18 protein-coding genes are annotated in these 19523 nt (G+C 45.4%); 12 read left to right on the plus strand and 6 right to left on the minus strand.

All coding sequences use genetic code 11. The features are described 5' to 3' along the window. Window positions 1-62 precede the first annotated feature (62 nt). From V7Q33_RS18215 to V7Q33_RS18235, 5 genes are all read left to right on the plus strand, one after another. Entirely contained in the window at window positions 63-581 is a 519-nt protein-coding gene (locus tag V7Q33_RS18215; RefSeq protein WP_333820754.1) for a class I SAM-dependent methyltransferase, read from the plus strand. A 386-nt stretch (window positions 582-967) separates the two neighbouring features. Then, window positions 968-1732, plus strand: coding sequence for a hypothetical protein (locus V7Q33_RS18220; protein ID WP_333820755.1), 765 nt, complete (start codon window positions 968-970; stop codon window positions 1730-1732). A 192-nt stretch (window positions 1733-1924) separates the two neighbouring features. After that, window positions 1925-2761: an alpha/beta hydrolase gene (locus V7Q33_RS18225; protein ID WP_333820756.1), complete on the plus strand. Its 837-nt coding sequence runs from the start codon at window positions 1925-1927 to the stop codon at window positions 2759-2761. 165 nt (window positions 2762-2926) lie between these two features. After that, window positions 2927-3352, plus strand: coding sequence for a MarR family winged helix-turn-helix transcriptional regulator (locus tag V7Q33_RS18230; RefSeq protein WP_331983406.1), 426 nt, complete (start codon window positions 2927-2929; stop codon window positions 3350-3352). After that, the gene (locus V7Q33_RS18235; protein ID WP_331983408.1) at window positions 3349-3822 is read left to right on the plus strand and encodes a GNAT family N-acetyltransferase; all 474 of its coding nucleotides are present in this window, start codon (window positions 3349-3351) and stop codon (window positions 3820-3822) included. Before V7Q33_RS18230 ends, V7Q33_RS18235 begins: the two co-directional genes overlap by 4 nt. Window positions 3823-3865: 43 nt before the next feature. On the opposite strand, the gene V7Q33_RS18240 is transcribed toward V7Q33_RS18235, so the two are convergent. Further along, window positions 3866-4882, minus strand: a complete 1017-nt coding sequence (locus V7Q33_RS18240) for a bile acid:sodium symporter family protein (protein WP_333820757.1) — start codon at window positions 4880-4882, stop codon at window positions 3866-3868. 147 nt (window positions 4883-5029) lie between these two features. Here V7Q33_RS18240 and V7Q33_RS18245 point away from each other — a divergent pair, with 147 nt between their 5' ends. Together V7Q33_RS18245 and V7Q33_RS18250 are read left to right on the plus strand one after the other, a co-directional pair. Continuing rightward, the gene (locus V7Q33_RS18245; protein WP_331983412.1) at window positions 5030-7480 is read left to right on the plus strand and encodes a glycoside hydrolase family 95 protein; all 2451 of its coding nucleotides are present in this window, start codon (window positions 5030-5032) and stop codon (window positions 7478-7480) included. Between the two features lie 57 nt (window positions 7481-7537). Beyond that, window positions 7538-9259 carry a M3 family oligoendopeptidase gene (locus tag V7Q33_RS18250; protein ID WP_331983414.1) on the plus strand — a complete coding sequence of 574 codons (1722 nt, stop codon included), beginning with the start codon at window positions 7538-7540 and terminating at the stop codon, window positions 9257-9259. Window positions 9260-9308: 49 nt separating this feature from the next. Here the strand turns inward: V7Q33_RS18250 and V7Q33_RS18255 are convergent, their stop codons facing one another. The 3 genes from V7Q33_RS18255 to V7Q33_RS18265 all read right to left on the minus strand — a co-directional run bounded on the left by V7Q33_RS18255 (window position 9309) and on the right by V7Q33_RS18265 (window position 11312). After that, window positions 9309-9767, minus strand: a complete 459-nt coding sequence (locus V7Q33_RS18255) for a MarR family winged helix-turn-helix transcriptional regulator (protein WP_331983416.1) — start codon at window positions 9765-9767, stop codon at window positions 9309-9311. Between the two features lie 154 nt (window positions 9768-9921). Beyond that, a complete protein-coding gene (locus tag V7Q33_RS18260) occupies window positions 9922-10494 on the minus strand; it encodes a YceI family protein (RefSeq protein ID WP_333820758.1) in 573 nt (190 codons plus the stop codon). Window positions 10495-10595: 101 nt separating this feature from the next. Next, window positions 10596-11312, minus strand: coding sequence for a tRNA1(Val) (adenine(37)-N6)-methyltransferase (locus V7Q33_RS18265; RefSeq protein WP_333820759.1), 717 nt, complete (start codon window positions 11310-11312; stop codon window positions 10596-10598). Window positions 11313-11363: 51 nt separating this feature from the next. On the opposite strand from V7Q33_RS18265, the gene V7Q33_RS18270 reads away from it, so the two are divergent. Next, window positions 11364-12353 (plus strand): Gfo/Idh/MocA family protein, encoded by a 990-nt coding sequence (locus tag V7Q33_RS18270; RefSeq protein WP_333820760.1) that lies wholly within the window; start codon window positions 11364-11366, stop codon window positions 12351-12353. Here V7Q33_RS18270 and V7Q33_RS18275 read toward each other — a convergent pair. Continuing rightward, entirely contained in the window at window positions 12350-13735 is a 1386-nt protein-coding gene (locus V7Q33_RS18275; protein ID WP_333820761.1) for a serine hydrolase domain-containing protein, read from the minus strand. The two genes, V7Q33_RS18270 and V7Q33_RS18275, sit on opposite strands and share 4 nt — an antisense overlap. Window positions 13736-13928: 193 nt before the next feature. Here V7Q33_RS18275 and V7Q33_RS18280 point away from each other — a divergent pair, with 193 nt between their 5' ends. Further along, window positions 13929-14711 carry a TIGR02757 family protein gene (locus V7Q33_RS18280; RefSeq protein WP_331978854.1) on the plus strand — a complete coding sequence of 261 codons (783 nt, stop codon included), beginning with the start codon at window positions 13929-13931 and terminating at the stop codon, window positions 14709-14711. Between the two features lie 354 nt (window positions 14712-15065). Continuing rightward, window positions 15066-15686 carry a hypothetical protein gene (locus V7Q33_RS18285; RefSeq protein ID WP_331978852.1) on the plus strand — a complete coding sequence of 207 codons (621 nt, stop codon included), beginning with the start codon at window positions 15066-15068 and terminating at the stop codon, window positions 15684-15686. A 232-nt stretch (window positions 15687-15918) separates the two neighbouring features. Here V7Q33_RS18285 and V7Q33_RS18290 read toward each other — a convergent pair whose 3' ends face one another. After that, window positions 15919-17859 carry a sensor histidine kinase gene (locus V7Q33_RS18290; RefSeq protein ID WP_333820762.1) on the minus strand — a complete coding sequence of 647 codons (1941 nt, stop codon included), beginning with the start codon at window positions 17857-17859 and terminating at the stop codon, window positions 15919-15921. 179 nt (window positions 17860-18038) lie between these two features. On the opposite strand from V7Q33_RS18290, the gene V7Q33_RS18295 reads away from it, so the two are divergent. Beyond that, entirely contained in the window at window positions 18039-18614 is a 576-nt protein-coding gene (locus V7Q33_RS18295; RefSeq protein WP_333820763.1) for an RNA polymerase sigma factor, read from the plus strand. Window positions 18615-18707: 93 nt separating this feature from the next. Beyond that, window positions 18708-19505, plus strand: a complete 798-nt coding sequence (locus V7Q33_RS18300) for a HEAT repeat domain-containing protein (protein ID WP_333820764.1) — start codon at window positions 18708-18710, stop codon at window positions 19503-19505. The last annotated feature ends 18 nt before the right edge of the window (window positions 19506-19523 follow it).

A 19523-nucleotide genomic window follows, 5' to 3' on the forward strand; every position in this document is an offset into this window, starting at 1 on the left:
TTAACTTATATCGATTAACGTGCAACGGTTAACTTGTAACGCTTAACAGACAACGGTACTCCATGCATCTCGATACTGCTATTCACCTCATCTCTTCCGGTATTGAAAAATCATCGTCTCCGCAAGTCTGGGTGGATCTTGGTGCGGGTCGTGGACTATTCACAAAAGCTCTGGCCTTCCAACTTCCTGCAGAAAGTATAATACATGCTGTTGATACCGATGCTGCTGCATTGCGCACAATAGAATTACCGGATGGTATAACATTGCGAACACAGCAACATGATTTTGTTCATGATGAACTCCACCTTCCGTTGCTGGATGGGGTACTGATGGCCAACTCGCTTCATTACGTGAAAGATAAATATACTTTCATGAAAGCGATCCGCAGCACGTTGAAACCGGCCGGAAGAATTATACTGGTCGAGTACGACACCAGTAGATCCAATACATGGGTGCCGTATCCTATCGCCTATACCGCGCTCGAAAAGTTTGCGCATGAATTTGGCTTTTCTTCCGTACAAAAACTTGCCGAAGCTCCTTCTGTTTATCAAGGCTCTATGTACGCGGCGCTGTTGCTATAGCAGTTAATCGTTATCAGTTGCATGTTAACGGTTGGAGTGTAATGGTGATTAACCTTGCTTCATTATTGTTTTTTTTAAGTTACTGCATCAATAAAAATGTGGCTACGGGAAGTATCTCACGAATTCTAAAGACATCAAGCGTGTGGATGAATGTTAAACATTGTTTTATTAAAAAAGTGATGATTGAGTTATGGAAAATGAGACACTTGTGAGTCATTAAGAGAGCTGACTAATTTCTAATGAGACAACTAACCTTTACGATACTAATCTTAATTACCTGGGAACAAGGACTAACTCAAGAGAAGGAAATCTTTCCTGATCATGTCGCAATTAATAACAAAAGGGACATTGGACAAATTCTCTGGACCGACCAAATTCATGGCTTGGTGACTGTAAAGACGACAATTATCAAGAACGGAAAAATAACGGATGAGATCTTTGATAACTATCAACCTGCATTCGGCAAGTATCCAATTGATGGTGTATTCAAATACAAATATGGCACGGCAGACTTTCCAGAAGAAAGACTGTATTACAATTCAAAAGAGGACACTCTTAAAGTGAAGTATTTTTTTACGAAGAACAATATCAGAAAGCAGGAGACTTGGGAATCTGAGAGAAGAAGTAAACTAAGGAAAGGTGCTCCGGAATATGGTGATGGAAAGCCGGGAGGATGCATTCCTGCTGAGGAGGATTTAATAAGATACCGAAAATGGGTTAAGCGAGGCATTTTTATTTATGAGTCAAGTGATAATAGACTTAACACAATTAAAGTTTGCTATGACTACTCTGGAAATTACCCTGAATCAATAGTCTTTACATATAAGGACGATTTACTTATTAACAAAAAGGCGCTAGGAATGAGGGGGAAAAGAATTAATTGGGAGGAGAACTATGAGTACAAAGACGGTAAAGTAATAATGACAAAAAAAAACTACATTACCTATTGGGGTAAAATACCGCCGACTGAAAAGTGGACATATGAGTTTGACTCAAACAAAAGAGAAATAAAAGTCACAAAAGAACTTGAAGGTCAACTGGACAAAGAAATATTAAGTAAAGAATACTATAACAACGGAAATTTAAAACGGTTGACAAAAACGATTAATGGGACAGAAACCACGATTGACTATTTAGTGACTTATAGATAAAAAGGCAGCCAGCAAAATGCATATACTATAGAGTGTGTTTTTTTAAGGCGAAAGTAATTTAACTAACTTAGTTGGGTAACATGGACAATGACATAGTTACGATCACTCTACGGTGTATGCATAAACGCTGGTGGTAATTTCGAATGAGACATTTTAACATTTTAAGGCGATAAAGGACTATTCGTTAAATACATGAAGCATTTCATAGTATTCTTTATATTTCTCAGTTCACAGGCAACAGCTCAAGGACCAAAGTTATATAATCGTATCGCCAACGATGTGCATTTAATACATTCCCGGGTTTTAAATCAAGATCGCCAGGTATATATTAATGTTCCAAAACTCGACTCTGCGGATATAAACAAGGCATTGCCCGTTTTATATCTCTTAGATGGGGAGAATCATTTTCACATCCTTTCTGCATACATAGAATATTTAAGGCATTGGCAGGTTATTCCTCCAATGATTGTAGTAGGCATTGTTAATGTGGATCGTGTAAAAGATCTCACGCCTACGAATAGCTTAATCAACTTTGACGGCAATGTTGATTCTAAATATAAGACATCAGGCGGTAATGAGCAGTTTTTAAACTTTATCCAACAGGAATTGATGCCTTACATAGAGACTAATTATAAAACCAGTCCTTTCAAAATATTTGCCGGACATTCGTTTGGTGGTCTGACAACAATTAATTGCATGCTTATGCGCCCTGATATGTTTGACGCTTATATCGCAATAAGCCCTTCACTATGGTTTGGCAATAAATATGTTTTACGATTGGCAGAACGAAAACTACCAAAACTATCAATGAGGAATAAGAAAATTTTTTACAGCGTAGGGAATGAAGATGGCGCTTTTCGGGACGATTTATTGAAATTTGATAAACTGTTTAACCATGATAGTTTGAAAACATTTGTACACCAGTATAAACATTATCCTTTTGAAGACCACATGACAGAACCAATTCCTGCATATTATGATGCGCTACGATTTATTTACAAGGATTGGAAACACGATACAACAAAGTGATATAATTGCTATAAGCGGGAATAAATAGCTCAAAAAATTACCACCAACCATGCAGCCGATCGGCAGGACAGGGATTGATATTGTCTTTTGAAGAGAATAGAAGAATTATAGCATGCATGAATCGCTAATACTTGACATAGTCAAGTATTTATATTTTATTCGGGCATGCAAAAGCAGATCATTGCGTCCGTCCGGGAATTCAACAGATTCTACACGGCTATATTAGGTGTTGTGAACGACCACATTCTTGAGGGCGACCATTCATTGACGGAGGCCCGGATCATCTATGAGCTGAACAGCCACCAGGGAATCACAGCGCGGGAAATCAAGGAGAAATTGCGCGTTGATGAAGGGTATATGAGCCGCATCGTCAACCAGTTCCAGAAGAAGGGCATTCTACGCAAGAAACAGTCGAAGGAAGACAAGCGTGTGTACCTGCTAGAGTTGACACTCAAGGGTAAGCGAATTGCCCGGGAGATTAATCGACAGTCGGATGCGCAAGTGGAAAACCTCGTCAAGCACCTGTCAGATAAAGAGCGGGAACGCCTGGTGGAGTTGATAGTGCAAGTTCAAAAAATGCTGACACCATGAGCGATCTTCAGTTTAAAGCAGCTGCAACAGCTGCAGATTTTGAACAAGGGAGGCGCTTGTTTGAAGAATATGCGGGGTCGCTGGACTTTGACCTGGGGTTTCAGGATTTTAAAAAAGAGCTTGACACGATTTCGCATCAATATCAAAAACCAAAGGGCACGCTGCTTTTATGCTTTCACAACGAAACGGCTATTGGATGTGTAGGTATTCGAGCGCTTTCCGAAAACACCGCCGAGTTGAAGCGACTGTATGTCCGGCCTGCCTACAGGAATTTGAAGATCGGAAAACAGTTGCTGGAACGTGCCATCGACACGGCAAAGGAATTGCGTTATGCATACATCCGGCTCGATACAGTGCCGAGTCAAGCCAAGGCGCAGGAATTGTACCGGCTTCTCGGGTTTTACAACATCGCACCCTACCGGCACAATCCCATTGCCGGAACGATTTATATGGAAAGAAAACTGGACTGATCGATCACTCTATATCACTATTTCCGTATAAGATAACGGATAGTTAACGTTTCTTCACCATTTTACGGGCAATCATGCTCACTACAATAAGCTGCAATGCGTGATACATCATGAGCGGCAATAATAGTATGCCGGTGATGGTGCTGTGTGAGAATAGTACTTTGGACATGACGGTGCCATGTACCAGCGATTTTTTTGATCCACAGAATACAGTAGTAATACGATCGGCACGGTTAAACTTCAACAGATTACACAGCAATGCAGTTATACCATACGCTGTGGAGAAGAGCACCAGCATAGAACTTCCCAATAAGATCAGCTCTACGGCCGTGAGATCACTGAACATTTTCTTTTCGAATGATTCGCAGAAGGCGGTATATACAATGATGAGGATGACTGCCTGATCAAAATACTTTAATTGTTTTTTATACTTGTCTGCAATATTTCCCCACACAGGATTTAGCGCTATCCCCAGAATAACCGGTAGCAGTACCTGCGCGATCAATTTCTGGATGATTGATCCCAGATCCATATTCTCTGAAGAACCTGATACAACAAAGCCCATCCAGAGGGGAGTAATGAACACACCGATGATGCTGGATATACTGGCATTGAATATAGCAGCCGGTATATTTCCTTCCGCCATCGACACCATTACAACCGATGATGAAACGGTGGAAGGTAAACTCGCGAGGAAAAATGTGCCAAGCCATAACACCTGCACCGATGTATCGCTGAATGTGTTTTTAAAAGGAAGCACCAGCAGTGGAAAAAGTATGAATGTACTGGCCTGCACGAGTATATGCAGCCGCCAGTTGCCAAGACCTTCTTTTAATTTTTTGCCGCTCAGGCGAAGCCCGTAAAAAAAGAAGATGAGCGATACCCCATAGTTCGCTAATGATGAGAGTGAAAAAGCATCCTGCGATACTCCACCTTCGGGCCAGAGGTAGGCCAGCAAGATCATACTTAACAATGCCAGTACAAAACCATCCACCCCGATGCGTTCCAACACCTGCCTGGGATGAAAACGGAACGCATGTTCGCCTTTGCTCTTCTCCATAGTGTATTGCGATGTGCAATAATCGCCACGAAATAATTCTCTAAAAAATGCTTTGTTCAACGGAAAGTTTGAAGGTCTGTTTTATATTCACGGCATCGCACATTGAAACATTTGTGTGGTGATCACTTTAAGGATAAAATCGTGTATATGAAATTCAGAATCGTTACAGTACTGAGTTTGCTTTGCTTCAATAGCTTTGGACAGCAAGCTCCTCTAAAATTATGGTATGATAAACCAGCCACGCAATGGGAACAAGCATTGCCCGTGGGCAACGGCCGGTTGGCTGCCATGGTATATGGCGGTATGCAACAGGAAGAGCTGCAGTTAAATGAAGGTACAGTTTGGGCTGGTGGACCGAACAATAATATCAATCCGGTTACGGGACAGTATATTGAACCGATCCGCAAGTTACTGGCAGAAGGTAAATATGCCGAGGCACAGGCATTGGCCGATAAGAATGTACATTCGTTGAATGATGGCATGCCGCTGCAATTAGTAGGAAGTTTGTTCGCAGAATTTCCAGGGCACGATCGTGCACAAGCATATAAACGTGAACTCTCGCTGAGTGATGCCGTAGCCACCGTATCGTACGAGGTGGATGGTGTGCGGTATACCCGCGAAGTATTTACTTCTTTTCCCGATCAGGTAATTATCATGCGCCTCCAGGCCGATAAGCCCGGTAACATTACCTGCAAGCTTTCGCTGAAGAGCCGGCAGAAACATGCTGTGCGTGCGGATCAAAATATACTTGTGATCACCGGTATTACGGGCGATCATGAAGGTGTAAAAGGTGCTGTTGAATTTGAAGGACAGGTGCAGGCCATTACAGAAGGCGGTACGGTGAAAACCGATACATCAGGATTGGCCATTACAAAAGCAAACGCGGCTACAATCTATATATCGATCGGAACGAATTTTAAAAACTACCACGACATCAGCGGTGATGAGCATGCACGTGCCTCGCAATTTTTACAAGCGGCTGTAAAAAAGAAATATACTGCGGCGCTGGCCGAACATAAGAAGTTCTATCACCAGTATTTTGATCGCGTTGCGCTTGATCTGGGCACAACCGCAGCTGTCAATAAAACAACGGATGTACGACTGGCTGAGTTTGCTTCCGGTAACGACCCGCATCTGGCTGCGTTGTATTTTCAGTACGGCCGCTACCTGCTCATCTGCAGCTCACAGCCGGGAGGACAACCCGCTACGCTGCAAGGTATATGGAATAATCACCTGATGCCACCGTGGGACAGTAAATATACCATCAACATTAACACAGAGATGAACTACTGGCCTGCCGAAGTAACAAACCTCAGCGAGCTGCACGATCCTTTGTTCAGGATGTTGAACGATCTTTCGTATACCGGCCAGGAGAGTGCTTCCAAAACATACGGTGCACGTGGTTGGACGTGTCACCATAATACAGACATCTGGCGGGTAACTGATCCGATCGATGGAGCAAGGTCGCACGGCCTGTGGCCAATGGGAGGTGCATGGCTGTCACAGCATTTATGGGAGCACTATATGTTCACTGGCGATGTACAGTTTTTGCGTCAGTATTACCCGGTGCTGAAAGGCGCGAGTCGTTTTTTTGCAGATGTACTACAGGAAGATCCCGAACATCATTGGATGATTGTGAGTCCTTCCGTATCACCAGAGAATACCTATCAATATAGCGCCACTGAGAGAGCTTCTATTACGGCCGGTGCTACGATGGACAATCAATTGTTGTTCGATCTTTTTACGCGCACGATCAAGGCTTCCGAGATATTGAAGAATGACAAAGCTTTTGCAGATACGTTACGACAATTGAAAGAGCGCCTGGCTCCGATGCAGGTGGGTAAATATAGCCAGTTGCAAGAGTGGATGCACGATTGGGATAATCCGAACGATAAACACCGCCATGTTTCGCATCTGTATGGTTTGTACCCAAGCAGTCAGATTACACCGTATCGCACACCTGAACTGTTTGCCGCTTCGCGCAATACATTGATACAGCGGGGCGATGTTTCTACCGGCTGGTCTATGGGATGGAAAGTAAATCTGTGGGCGCGCTTGCTGGACGGTAATCATGCGTATAAACTGATTACCGATCAACTTAAACCGGTAGGCACAAACGAAGGGGGAGGAGGAACGTATCCGAACCTGTTTGATGCTCACCCGCCTTTTCAGATCGATGGTAATTTTGGATGTACTTCCGGTATAGCGGAGATGCTGCTGCAGTCGCACGATGGTGCTTTGCATATACTGCCTGCGCTGCCGGATGCATGGAAAGACGGATCGGTAAAAGGACTTGTAGCCCGAGGAGGATATATAGTGGATGTTACCTGGAAAGACAGAAAGATTACATCGCTTCGCATTCAATCGAAGCTGGGAGGCGTTTGCAGGCTGCGTGTTCATCAACCTTTAAAAGGTGCAGGAAAGAACGTGCTAAAGAAAGCGGCCGATGCCAACACCAATCCATTTTATGAGGTAGTGAATGTGAAAGATCCGATCATATCACCGGAAGCAAAATTGTCGCGCATTGAGTTGCCCGCCAGCCTGGAGTATGATGTTGCCACAGAGGCCGGTAAAGAATATACTTTCCTGCCGCAATAGGAATTTTTATTTCTGTATTTTGATTTTATGTTTTTCAAACCTTAAGTGCCGAAGATCATGACTGCTATAGCGATACCTCAAAGACCACAACGTAAATTTTTGCCGGAAGCTTTCAAGGTTACAACCTGGGAAGCCCTGAAACCATACTTCGATCAATTGATGGAGCGCGATCTGTCATCGATCGATGCATTGAAACATTGGTTCAAAGATCGCAGCGAACTCGAGTCGATCATCTCTGAAGATCTGGCCTGGCGTTATATCAACATGACGTGTTATACCGATAATGAAACGTATAGTAAATCATACCAGGATTTTATCCAGAACATTCAGCCCCAGGTGGCACCGGTATCTGATCAACTGAATAAGAAAGCTGCGGCATCTCCATTCCTGGATGCACTGGCGAAAGAGGAAGGTTATGATATCATGATTCGTACTCTCAAAAAAGAGATCGAGATATTCCGTGATGAGAACGTGCCGCTCTATACCGAGATCAATACGGAAACACAAAAGTATGCACAAATATCCGGTGCCATGACTATTGAGTGGGAGGGTAAGGAAGTTACCTTACAACAGGCATCGGTGGTATTGATGGATACCGACCGTAAGAAACGCGAGACGGTATATAAACTGATCTCGAACCGCAGACTGAAAGACAAAGAGACGCTGGACAGTCTGTTCTCTACGTTGATTGGCCTGCGACACAAGGTGGCGGTAAATGCAGGCTTCGCAAACTTCCGCGACTATATGTTTAAATCACTGGGTCGGTTTGACTATACTCCGCAGGATTGTTTTGCTTTTCAGGATGCTATACAAAATGAAGTTGTTCCTTTGTTGAATGAGTTTGCTTTGGAGCGCAAGCAGGCGCTGAAAGTGTTTGACCTGCGTCCATGGGATAAAGCGGTTGATCCGGAAGGGCGCGAGGCATTGAAGCCTTTCACTACCGGTAAGGAACTTACCGAAAAAACGATAGAAGTATTTCGCAGGCTTGATCCATTCCTCGGTCAGTGTCTTTCCATTATGAAAGAGATGGGCCATCTCGATCTGGAGTCGCGCAAGGGGAAAGCTCCCGGTGGATATAATTATCCGTTATCAGAAATTGGCGTGCCGTTCATTTTTATGAATGCAACGTCAACACTGCGCGATATGGTAACGATCATGCACGAAGGTGGCCATGCCATTCATAACTTCCTGACGCGTGATCTGGAGCTGAATGATTTTAAATCCACACCTTCTGAAGTGGCCGAGCTTGCTTCCATGTCAATGGAGCTGATATCGATGGATCATTGGGATGTATTCTTTACGGATGCAGAAGAACTGAAACGCGCCAAGCGCGATCACCTGGAGGATCTTATCGAAACATTGCCGTGGGTGGCCACGATCGACAAATATCAGCACTGGTTGTATGAGCATGCCAGCCATTCCCCCGAAGAGCGCAAGCGCGAATGGAATCATATCTTCGATCAGTTTGCTGATACGGTTACAGATTGGAGCGGGCTTCAGGAGGCGAAAGATTACCTGTGGCAAAAGCAACTGCATCTGTACGAAGTGCCCTTCTACTACATCGAATATGGTATGGCGCAACTGGGTGCTATTGCGGTGTGGAGGAATTTCAGGAAAGATCCGGCCAAAGGGTTACAGGGCTATCAGAATGCACTGAAGCTGGGCTATATGCGCTCCATTCCTGAAATATATAAAGCTGCCAATATCCGGTTCGACTTCAGCCGGTCTTATATCAAAGAGCTTATGGACTTTGTGAAGGAAGAACTGGCGAAGATATAACCTGGTCTATATAGGTATAGCGTGAGCGCTATACCTATATGTACCTTTGTTAATCACGACTGCGGCACTTGTCGAGCAGATCGCTCAGTTGCTCCGCTTCGTCTTCCGATAAGGCGATTACGCCATCGAACTCCTGTTGCTTCTTGTCGATCTCGTTCAACACATCCAGTCCTTTAGAAGAGATCGTAACGTCTGTAGCGCGCTTATCCAGCGGGCTCAGTTTCTTTTCGATCAGTTCCTTGGCTTCCAAACGATCGAGCAGCCGCGATACATCCGAGTTCTTGTCCATCATGCGGGCTTTGATCGATGCGCCGGATATACCGTTGGGATATTGGCCACGCAGAATACGAAGTATATTGAACTGTTGCGATGTGATGCCATACGGTTTAAAAAAATTCTGCTGACGATCCTGGATCCAGTTTGACGTGAAGATCACATTGATAATGGCTTTTTGAAGAGGGTTCCGAAATTTGGTTTGACTGATCTCTTCTTCTATTTTCATGTTCATAGGGAGTTTGGGATAATGTCTATACGTGGTGAAGGGCACTATGGGTTACTTCTTCGCAGACAATTAGACACAAAAGAATAGCAATACGTTGTCAGGAGTGATAAAATCCTGAACAACGATGGGCGTCTAGCGCCTGCGTGGTAAAATGTAAGTGTTAAGCTTTGTTCAGCTCGATCTTGCAGATGATGTCTACTTCATCGCCTACCACCAGTCCGCCAGACTCAATGGTCTTGCTCCATTTCAGTCCATAGTCCTGGCGATTAACTTTGCCGGTAAGTTTGAATCCGGCCTTCTCGCTATTATTGGCTTTTACGGTGCCTCCATACGTTACCTGAAAGATTACCGGCTTGGTAACATCGCGCATGGTGAGGTTTCCTTTTAACAGATACTGTTTTCCTTCTTTTACCAGGTTGCCTTTGAATTTGATCTCGGGAAATTTTTCAGCATCGAAGAACTCACCGCTTCGCAGGTGGTTGTCGCGCTTTTCATTATCAGTTTCGATAGATGCTGTCTTGGCTGTGAACTCAACATCAGCGCCGTTAAAGTCGGCAGTTTTCGCAGATACTTTCGCATCGTAGTCTTTAAAGTTGCCTTCAGTTTCAGAAACCACCATGTGTGCTACACTGAAGCCAATTCGCGAATGTGTCTTGTCGATGTTCCAGGATGTTTGCGCCGAAGCGCTACCTGCAAGGGTAAGCAGGACGAAGAGAGTGTTTACTTTTTTCATAAGAGGGAATTTTGGGTTTTGCTGGTAACGAATGTACTGATTTTATATGTTAGAACAGTCTTGTAAGAAGCTTAAATTACAATGAAAGTCTGTGCCATGCATCAGAGATTCAGATAAAAATCTCGCGTTAGCGCAATGTATGAATCATCCCATACATGACTTTGTTTGTACAGCAATACTTCGCCTGTGTTCAAAGGTGCTGGTATATCTGAAAAGGTCAGCAGCCAGCGTTCAACGGGTTTGCCGGCCCGGGTGCGAAAGCTCCATTGCTGTATACACGAAAGCGAGTAGCCGGAAGCCAGTGCTATAAACCGGTTGCCTTCCGTATAGGGCAGTATAATGCTGAACCTTCCGCCGGGTGCAAGCAGTCGTGTTACAGCCTGCAGTAAATCCTCGAAAGGTAATGATACCGTGTGCCGCGTCTGCGTTCTTCGTTTGTCCGGTGGCTCCTGGCTGTTGACGAAGTAGGGTGGATTGGATACAATCAGATCGTATCGTTTGCCTGGAGTAAATTCCTGGATAGCACAGGTATATATGTTTACCTTATCGGGCCATGGTGAGTTCAATACATTTTCAGTTGCCTGTGTGGCATCTTCCTTTTCCAGTTCCACGGCATCGATGCTTGCCAGGGCAGCAGATCGTTGTGCCAGCATCAATGCTATTACACCGGTGCCGGTGCCTATATCCAACAGGGTGTGTGCAGTATGTATATCGGCCCACGCACCGAGCAACACACCATCGGTGCCTACTTTCATGGAACAACGGTCGTGTGCAATGGAGAACTGTTTGAAATGGAAGTGTGTGCCTCTTTTTGCCATCCGCCAATATTCTTTAATTTACCACGAACATCAAACGATCATACAAAGATTATGGCGCAAACAATACGGTGGGGTATTCTTGGCTGCGGAAAGATAGCCAACAAGTTTGCCAACGACCTGAAGCTGGTAGAAGACGCTTCACTGGCAGCAGTGGCCTCGCGTGATGAAGCACGCGCCCAGGCATTTGCACAGCAATACGGTGCACCTACCTACTTCACATCATACGAAGATTTGGTATCCGCTCCGGATGTAGATGTTATTTATATTGCTACACCACACGGTTTGCACCATGAACATGCCATGCTTTGCCTGCAACATCGTAAAGCAGTGCTGTGCGAGAAAGCTTTTACATTGAACAGCCGCCAGACAGTAGAGATTCTGCAGTATGCAAAAGCGCAACGCGTATTTATCATGGAAGCTTTCTGGACGAAGTTCCTGCCGCAGTATCAGAAAGTAACGGAGATCATTCAATCCGGTGTATTGGGGCCCATAAAATGGATACAGGCGGATTTCGGATTCAATCCTGAACCACCCGTGGCTCCGCGGTTAACCAATCCGCTGCTTGGTGGAGGTGCTTTGCTCGACATCGGTATATATCCTGTCTTCCTTGCACAGTCGCTGTTAGGTATACCGGTAGATATACAAGCTGTTGCTACATTTTACGACACAGGTGTGGATGAACAATGCTCGATGGTGATGAAGTTTTCGAGTGGTGCTATTGCTACACTTTCGGCTACTTTATCGGCCCACACTCCGGTAGAAGCTGTGATTGCCGGAACAGAAGGAAGATTGTTGATGAAGAATCGTTTTCACAATGCCATCGGCACGGTAGAGATTGCTATGGGTAAAGATGAACCCACGCCTATAGAAGTACACCGCGAAGAAGGATACGGTTATCAGTTTGAGGCGCGTCACGTTGGCGAATGCCTGCGCAAAGGTCTCACCGAAAGTCCGGTGATGACGCACAACGATACGCTTCAACAGATGCAGACACTGGATCGCATTCGCGCGATACTCGGCATTCGTTATCCGGTTGATTAATGGGGAAGTGCTGCGATTACACCATTCACAAGATTCGCGAGACTGAAATTTTTATTGTGGGTAACACCTAATCGCACAACGACCAGTTTTTTGGAAGGCACGATTACCACAAAATTCTTTTCGAAACCATCGAAAATCAGTGCTTCGCTTGGTAAGCCCGGATATTCTACAATCTTCGGATCGTTGGGATCGCCCTGATTCAGCCATATCTGTGCACCATATTGACGAGCTTTGGCAGCGGGTGCCGGCGTTGTGGAATATTTCACCCAACCTTCCGGAAGTATACGTTCTCCATTCCACACACCATCGTTGAGGTATAGCAATCCGAAGCGAGCCCAGTCGCGTGCAGAAGCAAACGAATAAGAAGATGCTACAAATGTACCGGAGGCATCCGGTTCTATAATAGCTGTATTCATGCCGATGCGATGGAAAAGTTTTTCATACGGAAAGCGATAGTACGCACTGTCGCCTGTGGTTTGGCGGATGATACGTGAGAGTATATTGGTTGTTCCGCTGGAGTATTGGAAGAACGTGCCCGGTTCATATTTCAACTTACGCGAGGCTGCATAAGCTGCTTTATTGTCACTCTTGATAAACATTTGATGGAAGTCGGCAGTAGGAGAGAAGTATGACTCCGACCATTCGAGTCCGCTGCTTGCCTGCAGTAAATTGTTCAAAGTAATTTTGCTGCGCTCATCATTCTTCCATTCGGCTACAGGTGCCGGTTCTTCCACCTTCAGCTTTCCTTCCTTCACCAGTATACCAACGAGTGCATTGGTTATACTCTTCGTCATCGACCATCCCATCATGCGCGTGTTGTAATCATAGCCGGTAGCATATTGCTCGGCGATGAGGTGACCATCGTATACAATGGCTACACCATGTGTGAAGACAGGATTCTCCGGATCGCTATCGGCGAAAGCCTGATTTACGGCTTCGCGTATTTTGCTATAGTCAATGCCCTGCAGCAGTGTATCCCGTAACTGATTGCCGGAAGGCCATGCGATCGTATCCTGATCAACCAATGCCGGTTGTGGTCGTTTGATGGCCTGGGCGCGTACCTGCTCTTCATCCATCTGCGCCAGCAGTGTGCAACCAAGACCCTTGCGGTATATAGCTTTACCAGTCTTCCAGAACATCTTTACCGACACGGAAGAATCTTGCCGGTTTACTTCATACGGTAGCGATGGCATGCCCGGAAATACCTGAAACTCTTGTGCTACTACACTTTGAGGTTCGCGGTTCATAACAAATACACAAGAGCACATAGTCTTGGCGGCCATCCCCGTCATAATAGGCGGAAAAGTTGCCAGTACATATACCAGTACCAGTACAATAAGCAACACAACCGAAAGGATAAAGTACTTGAGGAATTTCTTCATAACGATCAAGCAGGTTTGGGGGCAAGATAGCAAGAAAAGCTTCTGGCTGCTAGCTGCCAGTTGCTACCCTATGGCTGCTGGAAAGCTGCTGGTTTCTGGCTACGGCTACAGGAAATTAACCCTGAGGGAAAGCAACGCCTCATCCAGTAGCCAGCGGCTTGTGGCTTGCAGCTATTTGTGCTATTCTTGGCGTGTGAAGCGAGCTAAATTAACGACAGCAGAACTCCGGGAATTTCTGGACGAGAAGGTGGAGTTGTATAACCGCCCCGGGTTTATTGAGAATGATCCGGTTTCTATACCGCACATGTTCCGGAAGAAGCAGGACATTGAGATTGCAGGACTTTTTGCAGCGGTGCTGGCGTGGGGGCAGCGGAAGACGATCATCAACAAGTGTCGCCAGCTTATGGAGATGATGGATAACGATCCGCATCAATTTATACTGCATCACCAGGAGCGTGATCTGAAACCTTTCCTGGAATTCAGGCATCGTACGTTCAATGCAACGGACACGCTGTATTTTCTGGAAGCACTAAAATGGTTTTATGAAAATCATAAATCACTGGAAGATGCCTTTTACCTGCGCGATCAGGATACTGTAGAAAAAGGTCTCGACCAGTTTCAACAGATATTTTTCAGTCTGGAGGATGCACCACACCGTACGCGCAAACATATACCAGCGCCTGCGCGGAAGTCAACCTGCAAGCGGCTCGTAATGTACCTGCGATGGATGGTGCGCCAGGATGATAAGGGTGTGGACTTCGGCATCTGGAAGAAGATCAAGCCCGCTCACCTGGTTTGTCCCTGCGATTTGCATGTAGACCGTGTGGCACGCAAGCTCAGGCTCATTCAGCGAACACAAACCGATTGGCAAACGGCCCTTGAACTTACCGCCAGACTTCGTCAGTTCGATCCCATCGATCCGGTGAAGTACGACTTCGCCTTGTTTGGACTTGGCATTGAGGAAGGATGGAAGTGAGGAAATAGCTGTGAGCTTTGAGCTGTGAGAAATGCAGCTGGCTTCAGGCTGCTGGCTCCTGAGATAGTAGTAAGCTTGAGGTATAAAGGAAAGCAGCAGACCACACTACATCAACATCCTTGCCCGTGCTTCTAGAAGCCAGCAGCTTTCCTATACCGCCACACCCAACACCCTTGCCCACACTTCTAGTAGCTGGAAGCCAGAAGCCAGCAGCTTTCTTACAGCAGCTTTCCTATAGCAGCTAATGGCTCGCAGCTTGCCTTTGATCGATTGGATTTACAATTGAAATAATTCAACTGGTAAAAAGGTACGAGTTACTGTAAGTTGCAAAAACTAATTCAACCAGTCACGCTTATGAAAATGCTGAAAAACTTTGTGGTACTGTGGGTATATCTGTTGACTTTTCAATTTTCATTTGCCCAGGAACCCGCTGCTACGGAGGTACAATCTCCACCGGAGAATTACACCTTACGCGAACGCTATAGCATTATGAAGGCCAAGGCACAGTCCTTTAAGGAATATAAAGTGGTAAAAGAAAGTGTACTTGATGGTGTGTGGAAAATTACCCGCGATTCGCTGGCCGCAAAAGATTTAGCGATTCATGATGCCCAAAAGAACATCGCCCAATTAAATGCTCAGGTTGCTGAAGCCAGGGCTGCCCTGCAGAAAAAAGAACAGTCGATGGAAGCAGCGCTGCACGACAGCACGCACATCTCTGTATTGGGCATCGATGTTGAAAAAAGTACATTTCTGACAATCGTAGCAATCCTTGTGGTAGCCTTGGCAGCCGTGATCGTGACCTTCGCCGGTCGTATGAAGATGATCACGCGATCACTGCATGAAAAGAAACTTACCATTAACATGCTCACCAACGAGTATGAGGAGTATAAGCGCAGAGCCATGGAAAAACAAACCAAGCTTTCACGCGAGCTGCAAGACGAACGGAATAAACTTTCTTCGATACGCAATTCGTAAGCCACTGGCTTCCAGCTACTGGCTGCTGAAGATGTGCGTGGATTGGTAGTGTGTTTTTACTTCTACATTCGTTGATCAATATTCCTTGTTCATTATTCCACCGAATGCTACTCGAGGGACATTTATTTTTCTTACAGAGATGTAGTATATCTGTGATGTGTCAAGTAAAACATTTGACACGACCACCGATTAACGTTTAACTAATAACGGATAACTAACAAACAATAACCGCTCACAGCACAGACTGCGTTACAGGATCACTTTCCACATACTGCAGGGGTAATTCCACCAGGAAGATTGTTCCTTTTCCTACGCGGCTCTCTACGGAGATTTTCCCGTTGAGTGCCTGTACAAGTTCTTTTACAATGGAGAGCCCGAGGCCTGTAGAGCTTTCGCCATCCGTAGGACGGGCACTGAGACGCTTGAATTTTCGAAACAACAGACTAATCTCTTCCGGTGGGATACCGGGTCCTTCATCTTCTACAGCAATGTTCAGATAGGTTTGATTTTGTTGTATGCGCAGGGTAACATTTTTGTTTCTTGGCGAGAACTTGATAGCATTCGAGAGAAGATTGTCCAGTATCCGTTGTAGAGCCGATAGATCAGTCGTGATGCAGGTATCGGCAGCTTCGTGATCTTCGAGGGCGATTGTTATATTTTTGACCGTGGTGTGCTCTTTGAATGCGCGAATATGCTGTCGCACAAACGTGCTGATGTTTACGAGTTCTGGTTTAAGTTCCATGGAACCTTGTTCAATCTTGTTGATGTCAAGCAGGTTGGTAATAAGCGTTTGCATGTTATAGCACGACCGCTGAATGTGACGTATATACTCCTGTATATCGGCAGGCAGTACATGATGACTTATGTTGATAAGCGAAGTAAGACCAATAATATTGTTGATGGGGCTCTTCAGATCATGTGCAGCAATGGCCAGGAAGTTATTCTTCTCTTCGTTAAAGTGCATGAGCTTCCGGTTATAGTCGAGAAGTTTCTGCTCGGTCACTTTCCGTTCGGTAATATCGATTACCGTGCCGCGACTCATCACGTAGTTGCCCTGTTGATCATATATAGCGGTAGCACTAAGCAATATCGGAAACGTAGTGCCGTCTTTTCGAAGAAAGGTATGTTCCTTGTTGTGAATAAAACCATGTTCCTTGAACGTGGCAAAGTCGTCTCTGTACGACTGATGTTCTTCCGGTATCATAATAGCCGTTACCTTCATCTTTCCCAGTAGTTCATCGGCAGTATAGCCTAACCAGCTCAACTCGGTTTCATTCATGCGAAGTATAGTGCCATCGATGGCCAGTGAATGATAACCACACGGTGCATTGTTATACAGATCCTGAACCTCGGCCAGTGCATCTTCCGCTTTTATGTTTCGTATCTGAAGCGCCTCATAGAACGATTCAAGCTCTTCCATGTTTTGCCGCAGCTCTTCGTTGAGTTCTTCGGTTATATTGAATTGTTTTTGTAGTTCGTAGGTTCGCTGCCTGACTTTCTTTTCAAGCGAGTTGTTTACATTGTTCAGTTCCGCGATAAGTTCTTTGTTCTTTCTCTCTTTCTGTAGAATGGTAATGAGCGCCAGCACAGATATCAGCGCAATAAGCGAGAAGCTGGTATAGCGGATCATGATCTGGCGTTGATGAACGGCCGCCACTTGCTGCAGTCTTGTGGCTAACAACCTTTTTTCATGCTCTATAAAGAGCGAATGCCAGGATGCAATGCTGTCGGTCAGTGCCTGTTCTTCGGTTTGTTGTTGGATAAGCAGAGCACTGTTCTTATCCGGGCGTTTGTTAGCAGAAGAAACAGTATATATGTGATTCAGCTTGCGTGTAATGGCGGGTATGAGTTTTTCTTTCAGAAGCCAGGTTTGTTGCGAATTGTCAGCAACCTCATGTTGTAGCGAATCGATGCTTTGAAGCAAGGTGCGATGGCTTGTCTCTGCCATGTGGAGATACGCAACGTTGCCGGTAAGCATATACCCGCGTTGATCTGACTCCATGCTTTTGAGTGTGCTGAGAACCTCGGATGCATTGTTGATTACCCGGTATGTATGATAAACCCAGTCTACCCGGTCCGTACTGTCACGAACCGCGTAGTGTGTAATGATGGCACTTATGCCGGCAAGAAGTACGGAGCTTGCCAGAAGCACAACGATACTTGTAGTTTTCATTGGATGGGCCATTGGAAGATACTATAATTTATTTAAATGGCCTATATCATCAGCCTGTTTTATGGTGTAGATCTTACAGTTACAAGTGCCCATTTCGGCTGCTAACTTTCCGGAAACATAAATTTTTAAGAAACTTTACAAAGCTGTGTAACCATCAGCCCAACCCCAAGTTACCCTTCATGAAAACTTCACCTTCTGAATTGGACGCACTAACGGATAACAACCTGATGCTAAAGGTCAGGGATGGCGATGTAGACAAGTTGAGCCTGCTTTTTGAGCGGTACAAAAAACCTTTGTTCGGTTTTTTCTACCACATGAACAAGGATGCCGAGCTGAGTGAAGACCTGGTGCAGAATGTTTTTTACCGGATTTTGAAGTACCGCTATCTCTTCCGCGGAGAGGGCGACTTCAGAACATGGATGTTTCACATCGCGCGCAATGTGAGCCACGACCACTTCCGGAAAAACAAACTGTCTGCAAAAGACTCACTGGAAGACTGGCAAGATCGCCTGGGCAGTGATGACAATCGCTCGACATCCATTCAGCAGGAAGAGGAAATGCAATTGCTCTCCATGGCCATGGACAGGTTGCCGGAAGAAAAACGGGAGATCCTGTTGCTGAGCAAATTTCAGGACAAGAAGTATAAAGAGATCGGCGAGATACTCGGATGTTCCGAAGGCGCAGTAAAGGTGAAAGTTTTCCGCGCCTTGCAGGAATTAAAGGAAATGTATCAAAAGCTGGAAGCCAGACTGTGAACCGGGGCAGGGAGAGGTTAATAGTTATCTGTTACATAACTATTAACGATTAACAGATAACGATTAACGGTTAACAGTTAACTAATAACGAGTATGGAACGAACAACGATAGACGCACTGCTGGTGAAATACCGTGCAGGGCAAACAAATGCAGAAGATGTAAGAACGATTGAGCAGTGGCTGGAAGAAGGCGTGATCGATCTGTCTGACCTGGAGGATATGCAACAGCTGCAAAATCAGATTATGCAGGCAGCATCGCCAATGCCCTCGCTGGAGCTTGATGATAAATTCTATCGGATGCTGGCACTGGAAAAAAAGAGCAGTAAAGCATTCTCATGGAAGCAGTTCTTTGCATGGCCTGATCTGTTGCCACGCCTTGCCTTTGCCTCGGTAGCCTTACTGGCCGGACTGGCGGTAGGGTTCTGGGTTCGTCCCTCAACTGATGCATCCGGTAATGGTAATGATGGAGAGATCGCGTTGCTGAGCCAGCAGGTAACAGACCTCAAAGAAATGATGATGCTTTCGCTGCTGGAAAAAGAATCTGCTACCGAGCGACTGAAAGCGGTGAGTCTTACGCAGGAGATGGACCAGGTGAGCAACAAAGTTACCAGTGCCCTGATTGAAACGCTTAACAACGATAGCAACGTAAACGTACGTCTGGCAGCACTCGATGTGCTGAAAGGATACGCCAGGAACAGTGAAGTCCGGGAAGCGCTGATCCGTTCCATCGCCAGGCAACAATCACCGCTTGTGCAGGTAGAGCTTGCCGAACTGATGGCAGCTTTACAGGTAAAATCCTCTGTGAAAGAGCTTGAGAAACTACTGCAGGACAAGAAGACGCCTCAGGAAGTAAAAAAGAAAATTCAGGAAAGTATTCAGGTTATAAGTTGATTCTATAATCATTAACAA

Origin of the sequence: Ohtaekwangia sp., assembly GCF_036786105.1 — a bacterium.
Classification (GTDB): domain Bacteria; phylum Bacteroidota; class Bacteroidia; order Cytophagales; family Cyclobacteriaceae; genus Ohtaekwangia.